Raw genomic sequence first — 20,402 nt, forward strand, 5'->3', positions numbered from 1 at the left:
ATCTGATCGAATGGCTTGATGATCTCAAAGCCTGTCGATCTTCCTGCGGATGTTGTTGGCGCTTATCTGGCGCTGCGTGGCGAGCATGAAGCCTTGCAGGTTAAACACGCTATCGCCGTCGCGGAAGCCGCCAATGCGCAGGCGATGCTCTCTGACAACGAGGCGCTGATCGTTGCTCTGGAATTGAAGATCGAGAAGCTCAGGCGCGAGTTGCGGGGCCAGCGCTCTGAGCGCACGGCGCGCCTGCTCGACCAGTTGGAACTGCAACTCGAGGAACTCGTGGCGGCGGCGACGGAGGATGAGGTCGCGGCACAAGCAGCAAGCGCCAGAACCTCGAGCGTACGTTCGTTCACGCGCAAACGGCCGGTGCGCAAACCATGGCCGGACGATATCGAGCGCGAACGTATCGTCATCGAGCCGCCGACGACTTGCGCCTGCTGTGGTGGTTCGCGCCTGTCGAAGCTGGGCGAGGACGTCACCGAGACGCTGGAGGAGATCCCACGCCGGTTCAAAGTGATCGAGACGGTGCGGGAAAAATTTACCTGCCGTGACTGTGAGGCGATCAGTCAGCCGCCGGCACCCTTCCATGCCACGCCGCGCGGCTTTATCGGACCGAACCTGCTGGCGACGATCCTCTTCGACAAGTTCGGCATGCACAGCCCGCTCAACCGGCAGAGTGCCCGGTTCAAATGCGAGGGCATCGATCTTTCGACCTCGACGCTGGCCGACCAGGTCGGGTACGCAACAGCCGCTCTCATGCCTGTCTTCGATCTGATCGAGGCGCATGTCTTCGCGGCCGAGCGTCTTCACGGTGATGACACCACCATTCCCATTCAGGCCAAGGACAAATGCGTGACCGGGCGCATATGGACTTACGTCCGGGCCGATCAGCCGTTCGGGGGAACGGATGCGCCGGCGGCGATCTATTATGCGTCGAGTGACCGGCGCGGCGAACATCCGCAGAAACACCTGGCCGGATACGGCGGCATTCTGCAGAGCGATTGCTACAATGGCTTCGAGCCGATCGCTGTTGCCGCAACGAAAGAGGTCCCGATCACATTCGCCTTTTGCCACGCGCATGCGCGGCGGAAGTTCTTTGAGCTGGCCGATATCCAGAAAAATGCTCGGGATCACAAGCGGAGGGGCAAGCCGATCTCGCCGATCGCATTGGAAGCCGTCAAGCGCTATGACGAGTTGTTCGAAATCGAGCGCCAGATCAACGGATTGAGCGCCGAAGAACGACTGGCTGTGCGGCAGGAGAAGAGCAAGCCACTGTTCGATGACATGCACGAGTGGTTGACGAAGGAGCGCGCCACGCTCAGCAGATCGTCCGAGGTCATCGAGCCGATCGATTACATGCTCAAGCGCTGGGAGGGCTTTGCTCTCTTCCTCGAAGATGGAAGGGTCTGTCTTACGAACAATGCAGCGGAAAGAGCGTTGCGCGGTGTGGCGTTAGGAAGGAAAAACTGGACCTTCGCCGGTTCTCAGCGCGGGGCCGATCGTGCCGCTGTCATGCTGACCGTCATCACCACCTGCCGCCTCAACGACGTCGACCCAAAGGCGTGGCTTGCAGACGTGCTGGCTCGCATCGCCGACCATCCTGTCACGCGCCTGTACGAACTGCTGCCCTGGGAGTGGAAACGTGCATCGGCGGCAACCGTCATGCTGGCGGCCTGACGATGGTGGCTTCTGTCGTCCGCCTGAAGGTCACCCTCGATCATGTCGAGCCGATAGTGATGCGGCGCGTTGTCGTGCCATTCAGCATCAGGCTCAGTCGGCTGCACGAGGTGTTGCAGGCGGCGATCGGCTGGACCAACAGCCACCTTTACGAATTCCGCATGCGTGACGTCGGCTTTGGTTTGCCTGACGAGGAATGGGGCGATGGTCCGATCGATGCCCGCAGGGTCTCGCTGCTGTCGGCAGTCCAGGACACCGGCGCGAAATCGTTCAAATACCTTTACGACTTTGGCGACGGCTGGGAACACAGCATCAAGATCGAGCGCACCTTTCCTGCAGTCGGCACGGAAGGACCGATGCTCCTCGAAGCAACGGGGCACTGCCCGCCCGAAGACGTTGGTGGTCCATGGGGTTATCAGGAGTTCTGCGAGGCGCTTGCAGACCCGGCGCACGAGCGACATGCCGAAACCCTCGAATGGTGGGGCAGCAGCGATTATGATTCCGCCGCCGCCAACTTCTCGCAGCTCAACAAAGCCGTCGATGACCTGGCTGCAAAATGGGCCCGAAAAGCGCGCCGTAAGACCTGAGCGCCGGGGCTGTGGCCGAAGGCCGAAAGTGGATTTTAGCGTGTAAACAACCGGCGGAACAGTTCTTCCGAGCGCCGTAGACCTTCGTCCGTCAGGACCAGCGACTTCGACTTGTTCACCGGATCACAGATCAGTCCCTTCTCATGCAACCGGTCCGTCGTCGCCCAGTCAAATCCCTTCCAGGCGCAACGCTCGTTGTGGAGCGTCAGCCATAACAGTGCCAGGACCGCGTCATCGATTTTGTCCTCGTCGATCTCCATTCTGCTATCCTACCACGCGCGAGCCCCCCAAGTCCCGCGGCCCACCTCGGATGGATACGGCTGTGCGCCATCGTGTACTCGATGTGCTCTCCTTCCCACGCCATCTTGTCCGAAGCGCCACGGTCGCGACGCGATTTCTTCCAGGCTCTGAGACCTCCATCCAAGATGGATCTGCGATCTCGTACCGCCGATCGCGATGCCCATGTCATCAGCGCAACAGGATCGAAGCGTATGAAGAAACCTTCACCGTACTGCTCGATCGCCGGCAACCATTCCGGAACCTCGCCTAGCGGCGCGCCGTTCACAGCGAGACCAACATCCTCCACCCCATCGTCAGCCAATGGGGCCGGTTCGAAGCGCGTGAAACCATAGAGGCAGGACACCTCCCGAAGCCGGTGGACCGCCACGAGGTCCTTGATCCCGGCAAGCATAGGTTCACGTTTCGGATCCCAGAGGTTTCGATTGAGCGTTTCTGCGTGGAGTCTGGCGTCGGGGCGGTTTTCGCCGATTAGCGCGCGCCCACTCGCTAGCAACTGGAACTCGGCGATCCGAGGATTCATCTGGTCAGTCTGATCCGCATTCTTTCCGGCCGCCCTACGAGCTTCTATTCGAGCGAAAACGTCGGGATCTGCGAATGGTCCCAGGTTCGCTGCGACGACAGGGTTGAACCTTTTCGCCATGGCTACCTCAATGGCGGACGAGCAGGTGCTTACGTTCGACCACACTGCGTCGAGCGCCTTGTCGAGCGCGTCGTTCGCTTCCGGCAGCGAGATCACGCGTACAATCTGAGGGAAGTATGTATTGGTTGCGCTGCGGGTGAGGAGCCGCAGGGAGTTGTCGCAGCCGTCAGGATCGTCCGGGCCGATCCAAGGTCGCTTAGCCGTAGTAGAGTTTCTCCGCGTTCCCGCGGCGGTCGTCGGCGATCCGTCGCCAGGTGTCGAGCAACCCCTCCACGATCATCTTCAGCGCGGCGTGCCCTCCGACAACTGCGTCCGGAGGTGCGCGGGAGAGGATCACGTCGACGATCTCCTGCGCCCTCACATGGTCGGGCATCTCCACAGCGTTGCGCTCGTCAGTCAGCTCCGAATGCAGATGCCGAACACAGGCCACGACGACGGCGGCAAGTGCTCGGTCGATCGCTCGTGCCGCCCAAGGCGTTACGCTGGTCGGTTCGACGACGCGGTAGAAGGCTGCATGGAATTGGCGGAAGTGCTCGAAGTGTAGGCGATCGCGCGGCTTTTGTGCGTTGAGGAGTGTCACCACCAGTCCTGGCTTGTCTGGCAATCGCCCGACGCGGCTCGATGCCTGAATACCGCCCAATGCAGCCGTCGAAGGTTCGTATCCGACGATGAAAAAACTGTCGCTCTGAACGCATTTGATCTTAAGCCAATCGCCGCGCCGATCGGAATGATGGGGAACGTCCAGCTTTTTGGCGATGATGCCCTCGAGGCCATGTTCGCACGCCGCCGCAAACAGCTCGTCGCCATCGCCCTCGATCGCTTCGGAAAACCGGATGGCACCGAAAGCCTCTGTCGGAACGATGCTCTCGAGTATTTGCCGACGCTCGGAAAGAGCCATTCTCCGAAGATCGTGCCCGTCAAGATACAGGATATCGAAGGCGAAGAAGACCGCTTCGTCGGCACTTCGCTTGCCGCCGCGACCACCCAGTGCCTGTTGCAGAGCACCGAAGTCGGAGCGCCCTTGATCGTCCAACACCACGGCCTCGCCGTCGAGGATCATCGTGCCGCCGAGCCAGGCTGCCGCTTTCGCGATCGACGGAAAGCGATGGGTCCAATCGTGGCCACCACGCGTGATGATGCGGACGCGTGCTGGCTCGACGTGGATCGCCAGACGATAGCCGTCCCATTTCACTTCGTATGCCCATTGCGGCCCCTTTGGCGGCTTGGAAGCCGACAGCGCGAGGCACGGCTCGATGCGCTGCGGCATTGGATCGAACGGAAGTCTTGGCTGGCCTGGATCACGCGGCTTGCGCGGGCGGGTGCGGAGCGGCGGCTCTGCCCCTTGCAGCAGTGGAAGAGATGACTTACGAGGAACCTTTGTCACGACAGCAGTGCAGCAGACAAAGCGTGAAGAGTCGAGTCTATTGACGTCGCCATGTCATCCAGCGACATTTCAGCGATGAGCGATATTCCATCACCCCCGATTTCTGATGATCATCCCGACCGGCACGTCTGGTGCCAGTTCGCGTTATCGTCGGCATTTAGCCAAGTGGCTGCCGCTGCCGCGGCGGCCGGATGGAAAGAGCGAGAGATCGCAGCCGCTCTTGTCGACCTGGCCGACAATCACATGCTTGGGTTGATCGCTGCTGGCGAATTCGAAAATCTGCTCAGCGCGATCAAAAAGCGTTCTTGACTCTCCGTCAAACGAGAACATAATGAGAACAAATTGACGGCGGATTGATCTGCCGTTCAGCCTGCCAATCTATTTTTGTGATGAAACTCCCTGGCGACAGCGGAGAAGGAAGATGTTTGCTCAATGAATACCGCAGTCGCCCAAACCGAAGAACGAGAAATTGATCCTGTCGAGGCCGCCCTTGCCCTTTGCGGCGGTGACGCCCGTGCAACAATCGTCACGCTGCTGGAGGAGCTGCACTTCGTCCGCAAGCAATTGGCACTCACCCAGGCTGGAATGTCGGTTGGCTTTACGCGGGGCTGGAAGCCGTCCTTTGAAATCGAAGGAGAGTAGTCATGTTTGACGTTAAATATAATCCTGAGTGGCATCCGACGCCAAAGGAAGGCGTCTTAACGGTCAGCCAGGCAGACATCGATGCCATCGATGCTCTGATCAAATACGTCAGCGACGACGCATTTGATCATGTCCATGGAAGCCGGCTTGAATTCCGCGAAAAGTCCGAGGCGTTTTTGGGTAATATTCAGCGTGTCGGCGCTATTGTCGCCGGCCTGACGCCTGACTCGGTCATCAGCCAAGACGATGTCATCGCCATCTACGTCATGACGACATTCATCGGCTTCAACGTCTTCGATGTTTTCGGAGATCCGCCTGGTCATCGCGGCAAGTCGTTAAAGCTTCAGGATCTGGAGCGTCAGGTAGATGCGATGCTTGCGAAGCTCATGAACCCCGTGCCACCGGATTTCGAAGGTTTTTTCTGGATGGATCCTTTGCCGCTCACCGACGATGAAGCGCACCCAAAGCTCCTCGATGAGATCGGCAATCGTGACCTGGGGATGCTGCAGGTTGAATTGTCTTATCAAAGCGAAGAGTTTCGCCTTGGCTCTCTCCAACTTGCCTTCGACGACGAGGCCGGCAAGGTGTGCGGGCTATTCTGGTTCAATTGCAAAGATGACGACATTATAGCCGGCCCCACATGGATAGAGGCCAAGGCTGATATAAACGACGTCATCCAGACATTCGCCAATGGAATACCGGTCGATAGATTTACTGCTTTAATGTGCGGGGAAGACGGACCGGCGCATGAGGCCGCCTGATTGTGCCGGAGACTCGCAGACCTTCCTATATGTCGCCCACCAAGCTTGCACAACTGCCGAAACTGTCGAGCTTCGCGGGCAGTCAATATGTCAAGATCACCTGCACGTGGTGCAGAATAACCCACCTATACGAGCCAGAGGATCTGATTAAACTCTTCGGAGACGTGCCACTACTCGACATTGAACGGCAGTTTCGCTGCGAAGGATGCGGCCGAAAAGATTATCTGGATGCCAGGCTGCACAGTCCTTTGGGCGCGGATGCGATCGGATTGACGATCCGCCAACTCGTGGAGATCAGGATGGTTCGCCGGCCGGTCTGGAAAGATGTGAAGCGGTAACAGGAAACGGCAATGGCTTCCCGAAGGGACAATCCGCTTGCACGATGGAAGATCAATTCGGAACTGCCTCACCATATCATCCTTTGGTGGAGCAATTATCGAAGCGGCGAATCCCGCTTCACCTTATCCGAGAGGTATACGTGATACGGTCTGCCTCGGAAATCGACGCCGCCTCAAAAAGCTATCGGGCAAATATCGACTGGGACGAGTACGTCGTTTTTTGCTTCGGAAGCCTCCAAGCTGCAGATGAATTCCGGTCGCGCTGGCATGGCCATGAAATCGAGATCGACGAGGTATCGAAACGCGGTGAGTGGACACCAAGGGAGAAGGACGTGTGTAATCTGTACAATGTCACGACGAACCAGGAAGCCATCCGACAGATTTCTCGGGCGATGATCGACAGCATTGGCAACCTGGAGCCGGAGCTCGACCTTTACCCTAACCATATGGCACCGATCGTACGCAACACGCCCGCGGGGCGCGAGCTGGTCAAAGTACAATGGGGAATGCCAGGCTTCCCGCATATTCAGCGTGCTGCCGTGAAGAAGCGAGCGGAACGTCTGACCAAGCAGGGGAAGACGTTCGACCTCAAGCAACTGCTGAAGGAAGAGCCCGATCGCGGTCTGACCAACATCAGAAATATCGACCTGGCTCATTGGAAGCAGTGGTTCGGCATCGAGAACCGCTGCGTCGTTCCATTTACGCGGTTTGCCGAACCGGACCATGAAAGCAAAGTCGACGGTGGTCGCGTACCGAATGCCTGGTTCGGCTTTGCCGATGGCCGTCCGCTGGCCTTCTTTGCAGGGGTCTGGGTGCCGCAGTGGACGCGCGTAAGGACGATCAAGAACGGACTGGAAACCGCTGACCTTTTTGGCTTTCTGACGACCGACGCCAACTCCGTTGTCGGCGCCACGCACGAAAATGCAATGCCCGCGATCTTGCGGACTCAGGAAGAAATCGACCTATGGCTGACGGCGCCGTGGGAGCAAGCGAAAGCGTTGCAGCGTCCCCTACCCGATGAAGATTTGATCCGACTGCCAGCACGAGAGAGAGAGTCGTTGCATGAGCGACTGGCAACGGAAAGAAGAACGCGTGCCAAGTGATATGGCGGGGCAGCTTGAGTATGCGGCCGATCGGATCGGCGACACATCTCGCGCCGACCTACAAGTGATGATGCGACGTGCGGCGCTTGTTATTAGGAACGCCGGTTCGATTGCGCTCGATGCGCAAGTCGAAGATGCAATCGACAGCATTGCCGACGAGCTCGGCAAGACCCGAAACGACATGATCCGACACATTATCAAAGAGTGGCTGGAGACGAATGCCTATTTGCCGGTGCGGGAACTGGACGAGGATGGCGACGTGGATGGAAATGCCTGACGATTGGGCTTTGAGAAAATCGGGCTATTCGGTCGTAACTGCCACCGCAATAAATGACCGTTATGGCATCCACAGACGCCCTTCATGATTGCAGAATTAGGTAGCTACTGCCACCATTTTCGGGGCGCAAAATTTTGTCATTGCTAAATCAAAGGCGAAGTTTGGAAAAGCCTAATGAGGCTTCTCCAAGCTCATTCAAAGAGCTCGGCATGCGTCCCAGTCGCGACAAATACGATCAGGTTCTTCTTTTCCTCAAGGGTATATATGAGAAGAAAATCCCCTCCTATATGGCACTCCCGGTGATCGTCCACTTGCCGTTGAGTTCGTGATCTTTGTATTCCGGCGGAAGCGGGGCATCATTTGCCATCAAAAGAAGCATGGCGGTTTTCAACGCTCCCATGTCGTATCGTCCGGACCGTGACAACCGCTCCCAGTCTTTCAGAAGCTGCTTTGAGTAGCTGAATATCCGTGGAAGCGAAGCCCGCTTTGTTGAAGCGGGCTTCGCCCGTTTGTCATTACTTGGCAACCTTACGGCCCTCAAGTGAATCGAACAACTCGTCGGCGGTATCAAATACCTTGCCATGGCCAGCCTTGATGGCTCTCGCCTCTTCCATCGCGGCAATCGTTCTCGCGTTGGGACGGGTCAATTCCACCGGGAGAGCCTTATCACGGGCAATCCGCGTCATTACCATACGGATAATATCCGAGGGTGTGAGGCCCAGGCTATCGAGTACCAAGGTGGCGCTCTCTTTGACCGAAGGATCGATGCGGGCGCGCACATATGCGTTTGCAGCCATTTGACGACTCCTTCTTAAAATCTTACCCGCGTTTATGTAGCCCAATTGAGCATCATTTTCAAGTCCGCGGCGGCACCGAATGTCACGACGAAGAACTCGGTAGATCGACACCCTTATATCAACGCGCTGTTACCGCTCAATGTAGAGGGACGGAAAGAGGCTCATTTCTCGACCTTAACAACGCGACGACAAGGCAAAGCTCGCGACTGGTGGCAGTTGCTACATAACTGCGCATGATTGCCATAACAGTCATTTCTTGCATTCTGGGAAATTATTATCCGAAGGACAAAAGCATACGTGGCGTTTCGTATGCCCGCGCGAACCGAAGACATGCAATCCGGAAACGATCTCGTCCCAGGCTTAACCATCGTCGATCGATCCTTGACAGCAAACAGATCGCGTTGGGCGCCGCACGCGATGACGCGGAGCATTTCCGGCATTTTCGTCTCGTAGCGTTGATCGACCGCACTTATCTCATCATTGAAAATCTGAGATTGCAGACAATTTGAACGAATCGATTGCCGGTCCCGCAACGGGTGTCCCGATATGACACGTGCTATTTTCACATGCGGAACAATGCAGATGCCCGATTTGAGGAACGAAGCCCTTAGTAAGGCGAAGAAGGCGATCCGAAACCTTCAGAAGCAAATTTCCGACCGCCATTTTAAGATGGCGGACGAAGTCGCCAGCTTAACCGATCATCTCACCCACAAGGAAATCATCCACTTCCTCCACGCTGGATGCGAAATGGACACTGCAGAAGCTGGCACCTATCTGAACGTCTCGAAGACCCTTAAGGAATCGGAAGGCCTACTGCGCAACGCACGCGCGCAGTTCTCCGCCCTCAAGGCGCTCGCGACCACCGACGACCAGACCCGCAAGGAAGCCCTTTCGCGGATGCGAGCCGGCGCCACGCTGGGATCAAAGGACATCTCCGCCATTCGTGCCCGGTTCAGGGAGAACAAGCTGTCGAACGCCGAGCGGTCGACAAGGGCGGCATTCAAGAAGTCGGCCAACGCTGCCCGTCGTCGTGCGACAGAGGCCGTCGGCGACGTTGACAAGAAGGTTGCTGAACTACTGACTCTCCTCGAGCGATATCAACCGAAGCGGATGAACGACGCCCAGCGTTCCGCGAGTCATGCCGAGATTCGGTGCAAGGCGAGCGCTATCCTGCCAATCTTTACGGCCGCATATGGCAAGCACGACCAGCCACTGTCCGATATTCTTAAACTGCCGCGTTCGGGCGACGCGCGCTATCTAGGTCTTGCATACACTGCAATTTGCGCCCTAGCGGATGGCCGCTTCGATGGCGAGTACAGATTCGCGCTGGACAACAGCAGCCTCGGTATGCAGTGGGAGACGCATTTCCAAGAATGCATCCAACCGGTAACGTCAACCGTCGCGCCGCTGACCAATGACATTCTTCCAGAAGCCAAAGCGCCTCTGACGAAGCTTCCGAAGCAAAAGCTGACCGTCGTCGAACTCTGCGCCGGTGCCGGCGGCATGTCTCTGGGTCTGGAGAATGCCGGCTTCCATCCCCTCGCCCTTTTCGAGTTCGACAAGCACGCAGCCGCAACGCTGCGGCTTAATCGGCCTCTATGGAACGTGGTCGAAGGAGACATCCGCAGGGTGGATTTCACGACGTATCGATCGGCGGGCATCGATCTTGTGGTAGGTGGTCTGCCCTGCCAGCCGTACTCCGTCGATGGAAAGGGTCTCGGCAAGGACGATCCGAGAGACTTGCTTCTTGAAGGTGCGCGCGCGGTCCGCGAAATCCAGCCGCGGGCATTCGTCTTCGAAAACGTGGCGGGTCTCCTGAACGCGAGACATGCCGATCATCTCGGAAACTTCCTGAAGCAGTTGAAGTACTCTGGCTATGCGGTTCAGGTCATTCGCATGGAAGCAGAAGAATATGGCGTCCCGCAGGAACGGACCCGCATGCTGTTCGTCGGTATGCGCCGAAACTCGATGGCTGCGTTCCGCGCGCCGCCAACGTTCCCCGAGTGGCGTTCCAACCTGGGCGACATTCTGGAAGACTTGATGGCTGCGAACGGTTGGACCGGCGCCAGGGCCTGGGCGGAAGCGCGCCGTAACCAACTGGTGGTTCACAATGGCGTCGAGAAGCGGGGGGCTCTGGCTTCGACGATCGTCGGGCGCAAGGGCGGCTCGCGCGAGAAGGAGGCAGCGCGCTGGGCGGCGAAGGGCATCGACATTGCCACCGTCGCGGATGCCGCTCCCACACAGGAGCAGGCTGACAAGGCGGCGACCGGCTTCCTTCCCCAGCTCACTCTTCGCATGCGCGCGAGGCTGCAAGGTTTCCCGGACTGGTGGGATTTCGTCGGCGGCAGGGATTCGAGCGCCCGTCAGGTTGGCAATGCGGTGCCGCCGGTTATTGGGCAGGCGATCGGGCTTGCGGTTCGGGCCGCTCTGACCGATAAGCGCTTCGACTATGAATCCCTTCTGATGCGGTGGGTACGGCCGGACGAACGCGTTCTCGTCCGTGAGGCTCCGCCTCTCCAGCCAAGTGACATAGGCGACGATAGTACCGTGATGAAAGATTCGGCACATCGAGAGTCCGCCTGGAAAACAAATGCATAGCTTTACTTATGATGAAATTCTAAGAGGTAAGCGCGCTTTTCAGTGCACGTGGTAAATCGCTTTAAAGGGCGTCGGGTTATGCTGGCTGGCTTTTGAAGTTAAAGGGCAGCAGGTCGTCGATATCGGTGTCGTTTGGACGCTGCGGCAGTTCGGTGAGAACATGCCGCAACCACGCGAAGGGTTCGACGCCACAGGCCCGGCAGGTCAGCATCAAGCTGTAGATGACGGCACTGGCTTTGGCCCCCTGGACTGTATCGCTAAAGAGCCAACTCTTTCTTCCAGTGGCAAAAATTCTGATGTCTCGCTCGAGTAAATTGTTGTCGATCGGCATCCTGCCGTCGTCGGTATAGCGGGTCAAATAGTCCCATTGGTTGAGCGTATAGGAGACGGCATCGCCAAGCTTGGTGTCGGGCACGACCTTTGGCGCGATTTTGTCGAGCCATTCCTTGAGGGCGGAAAGGACCGGGATGCTGTGTTTCTGGCGAAAGCGGCGCATGTAATCGGTCTGTGTTTCGCTTTCATCGGGCTTTTCGTCCCGCACCTGCCTTTCAATCCGGTAGAGCTGGTCGAAGAACTTATACCGAGGCTCAATGATGTTGACTCAACGGATTCCGTTTTTGGTCAAATCATGATTCAACATGGCGGAAGGAGATTTCGCCATGGGAACAGCACTGAAGATCCGCGAGGACTATACGGCTGATGAATTGCGTCGGCTGGCGAGGCAGAGCCGGGATGCAGATTGGTCCCGCCGGTTGCTTGCCTTGTCGGTCATTTACGAGGGCGGTTCGCGGAGCCAGGCGGCGTCGATTGGCGGGGTGGGTTTGCAGATCATCCGCGATTGGGTTGAGCGTTTCAATCTGCACGGTCCTGATGGTCTGAAGACAGGCAAGGCGACGGGGCGGGAGCCCTTGCTCGATGACAAGCAGCGCAAGGCGCTTGCCGAGGCGGTCGAGAAAGGTCCTGTTCCCTATCTCGATGGCGTCGTGCGCTGGAGGCTCGTTGATCTGGTGCAATGGCTTTGGCAGGAGCATCGTGTCTTGGTGAGCCGCCAGACGCTGGGGCGCGAGTTGAATGCCATGGGCTATCGCAAACTCACCGCACGTCCCAAGCACCATGCACAAGACCCGCAAGCGATCGAGGAATTTAAAAAAACTTCCCCGCCGCAGTGGCGGAAATCGCTGCCGGAGCCGCTAAAGGAAAACGAATAGAAATCTGGTTCCAGGACGAAGCCCGCATCGGCCAGAAGAACAAGATCACCCGTCGCTGGGCCAAGCGCGGAACACGGCCCTCAGCGCCGCACGACCAGCGCACGAGATCGGCCTATATCTTCGGTGCGATTTGCCCGAAGCTCGGCAAGGCCGCCGCACTCGTCATGCCGTGGTGCGACACCTATGCCATGAACCAGCATCTGATGGAAATCTCCCGCCATGTCGCCGAAGACGCCCACGCTATCCTCATCATGGATCAGGCGGGCTGGCACATGTCCAACAATCTCACCGTGCCCGAAAACGTCACCATCTTGCCGCTGCCGCCAAAGTCGCCCGAACTCAACCCGGTTGAAAACCTCTGGCAGTTCATGCGCGAAAACTGGCTCTCCAACCGCGTCTTCAAATCTTACGAGGACATCGTCGATCACTGCTGCGATGCTTGGCACAAGCTCCAACGCCAGCCTTGGCGCGTCATGTCAATCGGCCACAGAAAATGGGCCGATGAGTTCTAATCATTGAGCGTTGGTATTAATGGCCTGCGCCGTTGGCCCACCGGGTTTCTTGCGCGCCTTGAGGGCATCGACAAACTTCCGCCTGGCATGGGCCATGCACCCGACATGCGTGGCCCCTTTCAACGTGCGCCAGGCCTGATAGCCGTCACTCATCAAGATGCCGCGATAATCGCCAAGGAAGGCCTGCGGGTGTTCCTGTCCGCGACCAGGCTGATAATCGAACAACACGATCGGCTGTTTACTGTCTTCACCACTGCGATACGCCCACATGTATGAGGTGCTGGTGGGATCCTTGCCCTCTTCCTTCAGCACCTGGACTGTGGTCTCGTCACCATGGATGATCGTCTGCGATTGGAGCCGCAGTTTCAGCGCGTCGTAGATGCGAGCGAGGTGTTTCTCGCTCGAACCGATCACCCAGTGGCCGAGAGCACCACGGCTGACAGGGACGCCTGCACGCTCAAAGGCCTGCCTCAAGCGATAGAGCGGCGTGCCGTCGACATATTTATGGACGAGCGCGAAGGCCAGCGTCGAGGCCGTGGCGATGCTGCCGGGCAAGGGCTGCTTCGGCATCGGCGCGATGACAACAGGCGTGCTTATCCCGGTCCGGTCGCAGTTGCGGCATGCATATTTTGCCCGGACATTCTGCAGAACCGTGGCCTTCACCTCGATGTGAAGCTGCTCGGTCACCAACTCGCCCATACGATGCATCTGGTGGCTGCAGCACGGACAGACCTTCTCGTCATCGGCAAGGTCATATTCGACGCGCTGGCGCGGCAGGTTTGCCGGCAGAGGCCTACGGCCGCGCTTCTTCCCTTCCGGTTTTTCGACAGATGGCAATCCCGTGTCCGGCAAATCGGTGAGATCGATATCGTCGCCTTCGGCTTCATCCTCAAGGGCAACCTGTTCAGCTTCATTGAAGACGCGATCAACGTGCTTCTCACTGCGCGGCGCAAACCGATGCAACTGCGCCAGCGCCAGTTCTTCCTCAAGCTTGAAGACGCGCTGCGCAAGGATATCCTTCTCGGCCTTCAGCGCGGCAATTTCGGCAGCATTCGCCGCCAAAAGCGCCATCAATTCTTCAACATCAGGGGTGCCGGTTCGAGTCATCGCATTCTTGAATCTGAACCGGCACCCTCCGTCAACAGGCCTGCGACAAACGCTCTGCGTTTGCGCCGAATTCACCCGACAAATTCATATTGCCGCACCGGATGGCGCACCATCGCGTCAATATCAATGCCGTCGAGAAGCCAATGCAATTGCTCGGCATCAAGCGACACCACAGCCTCCTGTCGCCGAGGCCAGCGGAACTTGTCTTCGGTCAGCGCTTTCAAAATTAGCACAAAGCCCGATCGATCAAAAAAGAGCAATTTCATCCGGGTGCGGCGACGATTGCAGAAGGCAAACACCGCCCGCTCGAACGGATTGAGGCCCATAGACTGCTCGACCAAAATCGCGAGGCCGTTGATCCCGGCCCTAAAGTCGATCGGTTCCAGATAGACACGCACATTGTCAGCCAGCCGGAACATCACAACGCCCCCAGCGCTTCGATCATCGCCGACAGAACCTCAGCATCCGCGTCTTCAAGCTCAAGCCGCACGCCGTTCGGCAGCGTCGCCTTCAAACGCACCCGTAGCGATGTCGGTCGAGCCGACGGGGCCGGCAGCCGCGCAGTCGGCGCTGCCTCAACCACCGGAACGAAGGCCGACGGCGCGCAAGGCATAGCCGTCAACGCGTTCTCCGCCTGCTGGCGCTGACGCAGCCTGATCCAGTTGTGCAACTGATTGGCGTTGATCCCGTGTGCGAGCGCCAGGCCGGCAACCGATACCCCCGGCTCAAGGGCCGCATCAATCAAGCGATCCTTTTCAACAGGATCAAAACGCCGCTTCCCGTTGTGAAGAACTTTGATGACCCGAAGCTGCCCTGAAATTCCCGTGCCATCCAATGTCATGTCCACAGTCTCCGTTGTGGACACAGAATCCCTCAATGCTCCGTCAATGAACAGGTGCAGGGATTTGCGCGCTTACTGAGCTTCCAGCCGGCAATGCTTTCGCCGCAGAGGTTGCAGGTTACGACGGATGTGCGGTTGATACTGTCGAGGATGGACCGGCCGTATATCATGTCGAATTCCAGACGAAGGATGTCGATGAAACGCCCTGGCGTATGCTGGAGTACTATGGATCCTCTTCCGACGGTTCTCCCTCGATTTCAGAATGAAGCGGGAGATTGTTCAGATCCTGGTGTATGTATCCAGCGTTGCTGGCGTCCAAAGCCTGCCCATCAAAACTACGATCTAATCTCCAGCAAGTTTGTGCACCGCCTTGATTAGTTCAGGCTCCAAACCAACCGCAAACGTGTAGCAGCGCGTACGGTTAAACTTTCGGCATGAACTGGTACCCGACGTTGTGATGCCAATGGCTTCCAATCCTTCGGGCCCCTCACGAAGCAACGGGCTGCCCGACGATCCCTTGTCCGCGGAACAATCAGTACGAAGACCACTTGCAATCACACCGTCCGTATTTTCGACCGATCGGACATAACAATCGCCCAGAACACGCTCGTTCCAGTCATCGGGCAAGAAGTCGCCTTGGCGAATGGAAGCCGTCGTAATCTTGTCTCCCACTGAGACTGGCCTCGAAGGCAAGTAATACGGTTCGAATTCGGTGACAGGTTCAGATAGCCGCATCACCACCCAATCGAATGGATCGTCCCAGGATTCGCGGCTCTCGTCAGGATGAATGAAAGATTGGACATCGACTTTGTGCCAAGTCGATCCTTTGCCGTCGCTCACTTCGAAAGCACATCGCGTTATCGTCATCGCCCCGGCGTATTTGATCATGCTATTCTTGGGGTAGAGTGCATGGCGCGCGGTGACGACAATGTTCGCCTTGTAGAGAACGAAGGCGCTGGCCTCGTTGAAGGGGCACATAATCCGACCGCTCGCACCAAACTTCTTCCGAGCTTCGTCCGAGGACAATCCATGTAACGCTGCGTATTGGTCGATGGCATGCCGATTGTCGGCGCCAATCGTTCCAGCCTTTGCTTCAGAAGCGCAAAGAAGCAATGCAATCAGAACTGTGGTCAGAAACTGCTGCGACCATGCAGCTAACATCACAAATAACGTCATCGACAAACGTTGCATCTTACTCTCTATCTTTCCTGCATGGCCTCCGACGCCACTTCCGCCAGTGGCGAGAACAGATACTCGAGGATTCGCCTCCTCCCCGTCTTGATCTCGACCGTGGCGGCCATACCGGGTGATAGCGGCTGAAGCGCTCCATCGACATTGATCATTTCTGTGTCGGGCCTGACGGTCACAGGGAAAACCAGATTCTGGACCCGCTCGACATTGCCGATCGGAATGAGGCTCTGGAGCTGCTTCGCGGGCTCGCCCTCCATCTGCTGTGCGTCGGGCTCCGGAACAGCATCGGTCGCAACCGAGGTGACATGGCCGTGGACCACGCCATAGCGGGTGAACGGAAAGGCTTCGACCTTGATCACCGCCTCCTGTCCGGCCGAGACGAAGCCGATGTCGCTGTTCGGCAGGAAGGCTTCGATCTCGAGGGCGGTGTCACCCGGCACGATGCGCATCAATTCGGAACCGGGATTGACCACCTGGCCGATGGTGGTGATGGCCGAGGCGGCAACAACGCCATCGATCGGACTTACGATCGTCATCGACTGGCGGCGCTTGCGCGCCTTGATCAACTGCTTTTCCAACTCGTCAGCCTGCTTTGCAGCATCGCCGAGCTTCTCGGCATTGTCGGCAACGAAAGCATGCAAGGCCTTTTCGCCTTCGCTCGTCGCAACGGCCAACGCTGCTTTTGCTTCTGCAAGTTGCCCAACTTCTTCGGCGAGATCGGTTTCCTCCTTCTGCTGCGTCTCGAGCGCGTCGATCACACCAGATTTCGAGCCGGCCGCCTGATCGACCAGCGTCGATCGCATCGCAACCCGCTCGGCAAGCGTCGCGATCAATCTCTTGTGGGCATCGATCTTGGCGCTCAGCCGCTCGATCGTCGCCTGCTGCTGGTGGCGTTGGGCGGCGAGGTTGTCGAGGTTGGCATCGAGCTGGGCCAGATCGGCCGCGAAGATCGTCTGTTCCCGCGCACGAATATTGTCGGGCGTATCGGCAGGAAAGGACAACGGGGTTGCAGGCACCGTGCGGTCGCCAGTCCAAATGTCACCCGCGAGCCAGTTTCCCACCAGTACCAAGGCGGTGTCGCGTCGGGCAATCTCTGCGCGCAAGGCATGCAGATTGACGCTCAAGGCTTCTTCGTCGGATTTGAGTTCGGTCTCGTCGAGCTCGACGACGACGTCACCGGCCTTCACCTTCGAACCGTTTACCACCGGGATCGACCTGACTTTACCAATCTCGATGGACTGGACGACCTTGACGCGACCCGTCGGCTGGAGCTTGCCCTGTGCCGTCGAGACGATATCGAACGTGCCGAGATAGCTCCACAACAAAGTGCTGCCGACGACGACGGCGATGAACCAGATGAAGGCCGTGCGGATCGGGGACGCCGGCGTCTCGAGGATTTCCAGTGCAGCCGGCAGGAACTCGTTTTCGATCCTGGTGCGGCGTCCTGGCCTTCTCGGGCGTTTCGGCGGCTTGATGACCTGGTTCATGCCTGGTTGAGCCCTGTCTGCAATTGCCAGAGATGAGCGTAAAGACCATTCGGGCGCCCCAGGAGGCTGTCGTGACTGCCTTCCTCGACGATGCGGCCATCTTTCATGCCGATAATGCGGTCGCAATGGCGGACGGTCGCCAGGCGGTGGGCAATGATGATGACCGTCCTGCCTTTGACGATTTCGCGCATGTTGGCGAGGATGATCCGTTCGCTCTCATAGTCGAGCGCGCTCGTCGCTTCGTCGAGGATGAGGATCGGCGGGTTGGTCGCAAGCGCTCTGGCGATCGCCAGCCGCTGCCGCTGGCCGCCGGAGAGATTGGCGCCGCGCTCCTCGATCAAGGTGTCGTAGCCCTTCGGCAGCTTGGCGATGAACTCGTCGGCTCCAGAAAGCCGTGCCATTTGCATGGCGGCTGCCCGTGACATTGAAGGATTCACCAGACAGATGTTGTCGTGAATCGATCGGTTGAACAGCATGTTTTCCTGCAGGACGACGCCAATGTTCGAGCGCAGCCAGGCCGGATCGACCTGGGCAATATCCTGACCATCGACAAAGACCTGACCACGGTTCGGGATATAGAAGCGCTGGACAAGCTTGGTGAGCGTCGACTTGCCGGATCCGGATGGGCCGACGATCCCAATCACTTCACCGGGCCGCACCGAGAAGGTGATGTCCCTGAGCACGTCCTGGCCGTCGGCGGAATAGCGGAAATTCACGCCCTTGAAGGCGATCGCCCCTCTTGGCTTCGGCAGGCTGATCGAGACGGCTGGCCGCGGTTCCGGCGGCGCGTTGAGGATGTCGGCAAGCCGCGCCACCGATACCTGCACCTGTTGGAAATCCTGCCATAGCTGCGAAAGACGCAGGATCGGTTGCGACACCTGTCCGGCGATCATGTTGAACGCCACCAGTCCCCCGACCGTCAGCTCGCCATTGATGACCGCCTGGGCGCCGAACAGCAACAATGCCGCCGAGGTGATCTTGTTGACGTATTGGATGGCGTTCTGGCCCTTGGCGGCCAGCATGGTCGTCGCGAACGACGACTGAACATAGCCGGCGAGACGCTCTTCCCATTGCGCCGAGACCACCGGTTCGACGGCGGAGGCCTTCAAGGTCTGGACACCGACGACCGTCTCGACAAGAAGCTGCTGGCTGTAGGCGCCGCGCTCGAACTTCTCATCGATCTTTTCCTTCAGGAACGGCCGCACCAAGAAGCCAATTGCCAGATAGAAGGGGATTGAGGCGATCACGATCCAGGCTAGTTTGGCGGAATAGGAAAACAACACGAAGATGAAGACGATCGTGAAGATCAGGTCGAGACCGGAGAACAGCCCCTGCCCCGTCAGGAAGTTTCGGATCGTTTCCAGCTCACGAACACGCGCGATCGTCTGGCCGGTCGCCCGCGTCTCGAAATAGGAGAGCGGCAAGTTCAACAGGTGCCGGAACAGCCGACGCCCGAGTTCGACGTCGATGCGGTTCGTCGTGTGCGATAGCGCATAGGTTCGAAGATATTGCAGCGCCACATCGAAAAGCCCGACCGCCGCAAGCCCGACGACCAGCACGATCAGCGTCGAATAGCTGCGATGGGCAAGGACCTTGTCGACCACCACCTGGAAGAACAGCGGCGTCACCAGCGCGAAGATCTGCACGATCAACGAGGCCAGCAGGACATGGCCGAAGGCATGGCGATAGCGCCAGATCGACGGCAGAAACCAGCGGAACCCGAAATTCCCACGCGAGGATCCTGGCCCCGCCAGTCGGCGCTGCAGAAGGATGAAGTGCCCGGCCGTCTCTGCCAACACTTCGTGCGCTCCGAGATTGCGGATCGAGAAGTCGACGGGATCGATTATCCGGTAGGTGCCATCGGGCGTCACGCCACCAAATACGCCGAAGCGACCATCGGTCAAACAGACGATGGCGGGTGTCGGGAGCGTCCCGAGGCGGGTATCCGTGTGGATCTCGACATGCTTCGCTTTCAGGCCGACCAGTTTTGCCGCCCGCAGGAGATCGTTGCGCCCTGAAGCACTCGACAGAGCCAAGTCCCGTGCAAGGGCATTGGGATTGGAGGCGATACGATAGTAGCCGGCGATCGCAGCAATCGCCGCAAGGCCGCTGTCAGGGCCTTCTTTTTCCGCGGGGTTTGCCGACGCCTGCTCCGGCTCGGCAAGAGTTGGTTGCTCCACGGTCGTCATCCGCAGATTCCGTAGGCCGGATCGTGGCGCCCGCTCTTATCGGCTACCGGCATCCGGAACCTCTATGTGCGCTGGATCGTAATCGAATTTCTCCAGGGCAGTTGCAAATGGAAACATCCATCGGTTGTCTGGGAAACGCCTCTGGATTTTCTGGAGGCGGCCATCGTTTGCTGATATCCAGATGTCGGCAGCCGCCTCGTATGGAAAGCTGCGCCAGGTAGCAGTGTAGTGGAGCTCAGCCTGATCACCGGCATGGTCCGGCTTGACGAGTTTGCAAGCGTTCCAGAGCGGTCCACGCTGGCCCATGCTTCCAGGAACCCCGCGTCTAAATCTCCGCCACTTGGTCGAAAACGCGTACTTCTCGTATATCTCCGCACCGATCGCACGGCTCTCGAAATGAGGCTTCAAACTTCCGTCGGGTTTGGCATTATAGGTATTGACCGCGAGCTGCGGGCTGTCCCAGGTCTTTCTCACCGCCTCGTCTACTGCCCTACAAGACAGATCCTCTGCAAAGACATCGGCCTTGGGCTGGCCGTGAGAGCCCAGATGCTTCCCTCCATTAGGTCCATGTAAAGTGGCCTCTGTGACGTTTGGGAAGAGCAGCAGCGCCGCAAACAGCATTGCTATTCGGAGTTTCAAAAATTTGTCTCCATGTGCCGAGGCTCCGGTAGATACGGCAATCGACGTCCGCCTTGCCGATCAAGTTGATCGCAATCAAATGGCGGAATGCCGAACCCCGATTTGGCTCGGCATTCCGCTTGCT

At 58.3% G+C, this 20,402-nt stretch carries 21 protein-coding genes and 2 pseudogenes; 10 read left to right on the forward strand and 13 right to left on the reverse strand.

Annotated features, from left to right (window positions below; translation table 11 throughout):
* Positions 1-18 precede the first annotated feature (18 nt).
* Together QA646_RS08710 and QA646_RS08715 are read left to right on the forward strand one after the other, a co-directional pair.
* Positions 19-1,677: an IS66 family transposase gene (locus tag QA646_RS08710; RefSeq protein ID WP_283058668.1), complete on the forward strand. Its 1,659-nt coding sequence runs from the start codon at positions 19-21 to the stop codon at positions 1,675-1,677.
* 2 nt (positions 1,678-1,679) lie between these two features.
* Positions 1,680-2,264 carry a plasmid pRiA4b ORF-3 family protein gene (locus QA646_RS08715; protein ID WP_283058669.1) on the forward strand — a complete coding sequence of 195 codons (585 nt, stop codon included), beginning with the start codon at positions 1,680-1,682 and terminating at the stop codon, positions 2,262-2,264.
* A gap of 35 nt (positions 2,265-2,299) precedes the next feature.
* Here the strand turns inward: QA646_RS08715 and QA646_RS08720 are convergent, their stop codons facing one another.
* Both QA646_RS08720 and ligD read right to left on the reverse strand, forming a co-directional pair.
* Complete coding sequence (locus tag QA646_RS08720; RefSeq protein WP_105375144.1) at positions 2,300-2,524, reverse strand: DUF6429 family protein; 225 nt, start codon at positions 2,522-2,524, stop codon at positions 2,300-2,302.
* 876 nt (positions 2,525-3,400) lie between these two features.
* On the reverse strand, positions 3,401-4,588 hold the full coding sequence (ligD, locus tag QA646_RS08725) for a non-homologous end-joining DNA ligase (protein ID WP_283058671.1): 1,188 nt from the start codon (positions 4,586-4,588) through the stop codon (positions 3,401-3,403).
* Between the two features lie 51 nt (positions 4,589-4,639).
* Between ligD and QA646_RS08730 the strand changes: the two genes are divergently transcribed.
* From QA646_RS08730 to QA646_RS08755, 6 genes are all read left to right on the forward strand, one after another.
* The gene (locus QA646_RS08730; protein ID WP_283058672.1) at positions 4,640-4,897 is read left to right on the forward strand and encodes a hypothetical protein; all 258 of its coding nucleotides are present in this window, start codon (positions 4,640-4,642) and stop codon (positions 4,895-4,897) included.
* A gap of 123 nt (positions 4,898-5,020) precedes the next feature.
* Positions 5,021-5,230 carry a hypothetical protein gene (locus QA646_RS08735; protein ID WP_283058673.1) on the forward strand — a complete coding sequence of 70 codons (210 nt, stop codon included), beginning with the start codon at positions 5,021-5,023 and terminating at the stop codon, positions 5,228-5,230.
* Positions 5,231-5,232: 2 nt separating this feature from the next.
* Positions 5,233-5,991 (forward strand): hypothetical protein, encoded by a 759-nt coding sequence (locus tag QA646_RS08740; RefSeq protein ID WP_283058674.1) that lies wholly within the window; start codon positions 5,233-5,235, stop codon positions 5,989-5,991.
* Between the two features lie 29 nt (positions 5,992-6,020).
* Positions 6,021-6,329, forward strand: coding sequence for a hypothetical protein (locus tag QA646_RS08745; protein WP_283058675.1), 309 nt, complete (start codon positions 6,021-6,023; stop codon positions 6,327-6,329).
* Positions 6,330-6,469: 140 nt separating this feature from the next.
* Positions 6,470-7,432: an SOS response-associated peptidase family protein gene (locus QA646_RS08750; protein WP_283058676.1), complete on the forward strand. Its 963-nt coding sequence runs from the start codon at positions 6,470-6,472 to the stop codon at positions 7,430-7,432.
* Positions 7,392-7,709, forward strand: coding sequence for a ribbon-helix-helix protein, CopG family (locus tag QA646_RS08755; RefSeq protein ID WP_283058678.1), 318 nt, complete (start codon positions 7,392-7,394; stop codon positions 7,707-7,709). Before QA646_RS08750 ends, QA646_RS08755 begins: the two co-directional genes overlap by 41 nt.
* 191 nt (positions 7,710-7,900) lie before the next feature.
* Here the strand turns inward: QA646_RS08755 and QA646_RS08760 are convergent, their stop codons facing one another.
* The 3 genes from QA646_RS08760 to QA646_RS08770 are packed head-to-tail and all read right to left on the reverse strand — an operon-like array spanning position 7,901 to position 8,506.
* Positions 7,901-8,020 (reverse strand): type II toxin-antitoxin system mRNA interferase toxin, RelE/StbE family, encoded by a 120-nt coding sequence (locus tag QA646_RS08760; protein WP_283058679.1) that lies wholly within the window; start codon positions 8,018-8,020, stop codon positions 7,901-7,903.
* Positions 7,993-8,292: a type II toxin-antitoxin system mRNA interferase toxin, RelE/StbE family gene (locus tag QA646_RS08765; RefSeq protein WP_283058680.1), complete on the reverse strand. Its 300-nt coding sequence runs from the start codon at positions 8,290-8,292 to the stop codon at positions 7,993-7,995. Before QA646_RS08765 ends, QA646_RS08760 begins: the two co-directional genes overlap by 28 nt.
* Positions 8,225-8,506 (reverse strand): type II toxin-antitoxin system RelB/DinJ family antitoxin, encoded by a 282-nt coding sequence (locus QA646_RS08770; protein ID WP_283058681.1) that lies wholly within the window; start codon positions 8,504-8,506, stop codon positions 8,225-8,227. Before QA646_RS08770 ends, QA646_RS08765 begins: the two co-directional genes overlap by 68 nt.
* A 747-nt stretch (positions 8,507-9,253) precedes the next feature.
* Here QA646_RS08770 and dcm point away from each other — a divergent pair.
* Positions 9,254-11,104: a DNA (cytosine-5-)-methyltransferase gene (gene dcm, locus QA646_RS08775; RefSeq protein WP_283058682.1), complete on the forward strand. Its 1,851-nt coding sequence runs from the start codon at positions 9,254-9,256 to the stop codon at positions 11,102-11,104.
* Between the two features lie 76 nt (positions 11,105-11,180).
* Here the strand turns inward: dcm and QA646_RS08780 are convergent.
* Positions 11,181-11,681: pseudogene (locus QA646_RS08780) on the reverse strand (transposase); the annotation flags it as partial.
* An 82-nt stretch (positions 11,682-11,763) separates the two neighbouring features.
* On the opposite strand from QA646_RS08780, the gene QA646_RS08785 reads away from it, so the two are divergent.
* Positions 11,764-12,824 (forward strand): IS630 family transposase gene (locus QA646_RS08785; protein WP_283055739.1). Its coding sequence is split into 2 segments (ribosomal slippage): positions 11,764-12,256 and positions 12,256-12,824, totalling 1,062 coding nucleotides; the frame shifts between segments, so codons are not numbered across the junction.
* 18 nt (positions 12,825-12,842) lie between these two features.
* On the opposite strand, the pseudogene QA646_RS08790 reads toward QA646_RS08785, so the two are convergent.
* The 7 genes and pseudogenes from QA646_RS08790 to QA646_RS08820 form a co-directional block, all read right to left on the reverse strand.
* Positions 12,843-13,931: pseudogene (locus QA646_RS08790) on the reverse strand (IS66 family transposase); the annotation flags it as partial.
* Positions 13,932-14,002: 71 nt separating this feature from the next.
* On the reverse strand, positions 14,003-14,350 hold the full coding sequence (gene tnpB, locus QA646_RS08795) for an IS66 family insertion sequence element accessory protein TnpB (protein WP_283058683.1): 348 nt from the start codon (positions 14,348-14,350) through the stop codon (positions 14,003-14,005).
* Positions 14,350-14,772, reverse strand: a complete 423-nt coding sequence (locus tag QA646_RS08800) for a transposase (protein WP_283058684.1) — start codon at positions 14,770-14,772, stop codon at positions 14,350-14,352. The genes tnpB and QA646_RS08800 overlap by 1 nt, the downstream gene beginning before the upstream one ends.
* A gap of 342 nt (positions 14,773-15,114) precedes the next feature.
* Positions 15,115-15,963: a serine protease gene (locus QA646_RS08805; RefSeq protein WP_283058685.1), complete on the reverse strand. Its 849-nt coding sequence runs from the start codon at positions 15,961-15,963 to the stop codon at positions 15,115-15,117.
* Positions 15,964-15,971: 8 nt separating this feature from the next.
* Positions 15,972-17,450: an HlyD family type I secretion periplasmic adaptor subunit gene (locus QA646_RS08810; protein WP_283058687.1), complete on the reverse strand. Its 1,479-nt coding sequence runs from the start codon at positions 17,448-17,450 to the stop codon at positions 15,972-15,974.
* Positions 17,447-19,639 carry a type I secretion system permease/ATPase gene (locus QA646_RS08815; protein WP_283058689.1) on the reverse strand — a complete coding sequence of 731 codons (2,193 nt, stop codon included), beginning with the start codon at positions 19,637-19,639 and terminating at the stop codon, positions 17,447-17,449. The genes QA646_RS08810 and QA646_RS08815 overlap by 4 nt, the downstream gene beginning before the upstream one ends.
* A 36-nt stretch (positions 19,640-19,675) precedes the next feature.
* The gene (locus QA646_RS08820; protein ID WP_283058690.1) at positions 19,676-20,278 is read right to left on the reverse strand and encodes a hypothetical protein; all 603 of its coding nucleotides are present in this window, start codon (positions 20,276-20,278) and stop codon (positions 19,676-19,678) included.
* Between the last annotated feature and the right edge of the window lie 124 nt (positions 20,279-20,402).

The organism is Rhizobium sp. CB3090 (assembly GCF_029714285.1).
Classification (GTDB): domain Bacteria; phylum Pseudomonadota; class Alphaproteobacteria; order Rhizobiales; family Rhizobiaceae; genus Rhizobium.

Coding starts and splice junctions, on each gene's coding strand:
- QA646_RS08765 (WP_283058680.1), bottom strand. CDS start 8,292: ATGGCAAGGTATTTGATACCGCCGACGAGTTGTTCGATTCACTTGAGG.
- QA646_RS08755 (WP_283058678.1), top strand. CDS start 7,392: ATGAGCGACTGGCAACGGAAAGAAGAACGCGTGCCAAGTGATATGGCG.
- dcm (WP_283058682.1), top strand. CDS start 9,254: ATGGACACTGCAGAAGCTGGCACCTATCTGAACGTCTCGAAGACCCTT.
- QA646_RS08810 (WP_283058687.1), bottom strand. CDS start 17,450: ATGAACCAGGTCATCAAGCCGCCGAAACGCCCGAGAAGGCCAGGACGC.
- QA646_RS08815 (WP_283058689.1), bottom strand. CDS start 19,639: ATGACGACCGTGGAGCAACCAACTCTTGCCGAGCCGGAGCAGGCGTCG.
- QA646_RS08770 (WP_283058681.1), bottom strand. CDS start 8,506: ATGGCTGCAAACGCATATGTGCGCGCCCGCATCGATCCTTCGGTCAAA.
- QA646_RS08740 (WP_283058674.1), top strand. CDS start 5,233: ATGTTTGACGTTAAATATAATCCTGAGTGGCATCCGACGCCAAAGGAA.
- QA646_RS08745 (WP_283058675.1), top strand. CDS start 6,021: ATGTCGCCCACCAAGCTTGCACAACTGCCGAAACTGTCGAGCTTCGCG.
- QA646_RS08720 (WP_105375144.1), bottom strand. CDS start 2,524: ATGGAGATCGACGAGGACAAAATCGATGACGCGGTCCTGGCACTGTTA.
- QA646_RS08710 (WP_283058668.1), top strand. CDS start 19: ATGATCTCAAAGCCTGTCGATCTTCCTGCGGATGTTGTTGGCGCTTAT.
- QA646_RS08730 (WP_283058672.1), top strand. CDS start 4,640: ATGTCATCCAGCGACATTTCAGCGATGAGCGATATTCCATCACCCCCG.
- QA646_RS08800 (WP_283058684.1), bottom strand. CDS start 14,772: ATGACATTGGATGGCACGGGAATTTCAGGGCAGCTTCGGGTCATCAAA.
- QA646_RS08735 (WP_283058673.1), top strand. CDS start 5,021: ATGAATACCGCAGTCGCCCAAACCGAAGAACGAGAAATTGATCCTGTC.
- tnpB (WP_283058683.1), bottom strand. CDS start 14,350: ATGTTCCGGCTGGCTGACAATGTGCGTGTCTATCTGGAACCGATCGAC.
- QA646_RS08715 (WP_283058669.1), top strand. CDS start 1,680: ATGGTGGCTTCTGTCGTCCGCCTGAAGGTCACCCTCGATCATGTCGAG.
- QA646_RS08805 (WP_283058685.1), bottom strand. CDS start 15,963: ATGCAACGTTTGTCGATGACGTTATTTGTGATGTTAGCTGCATGGTCG.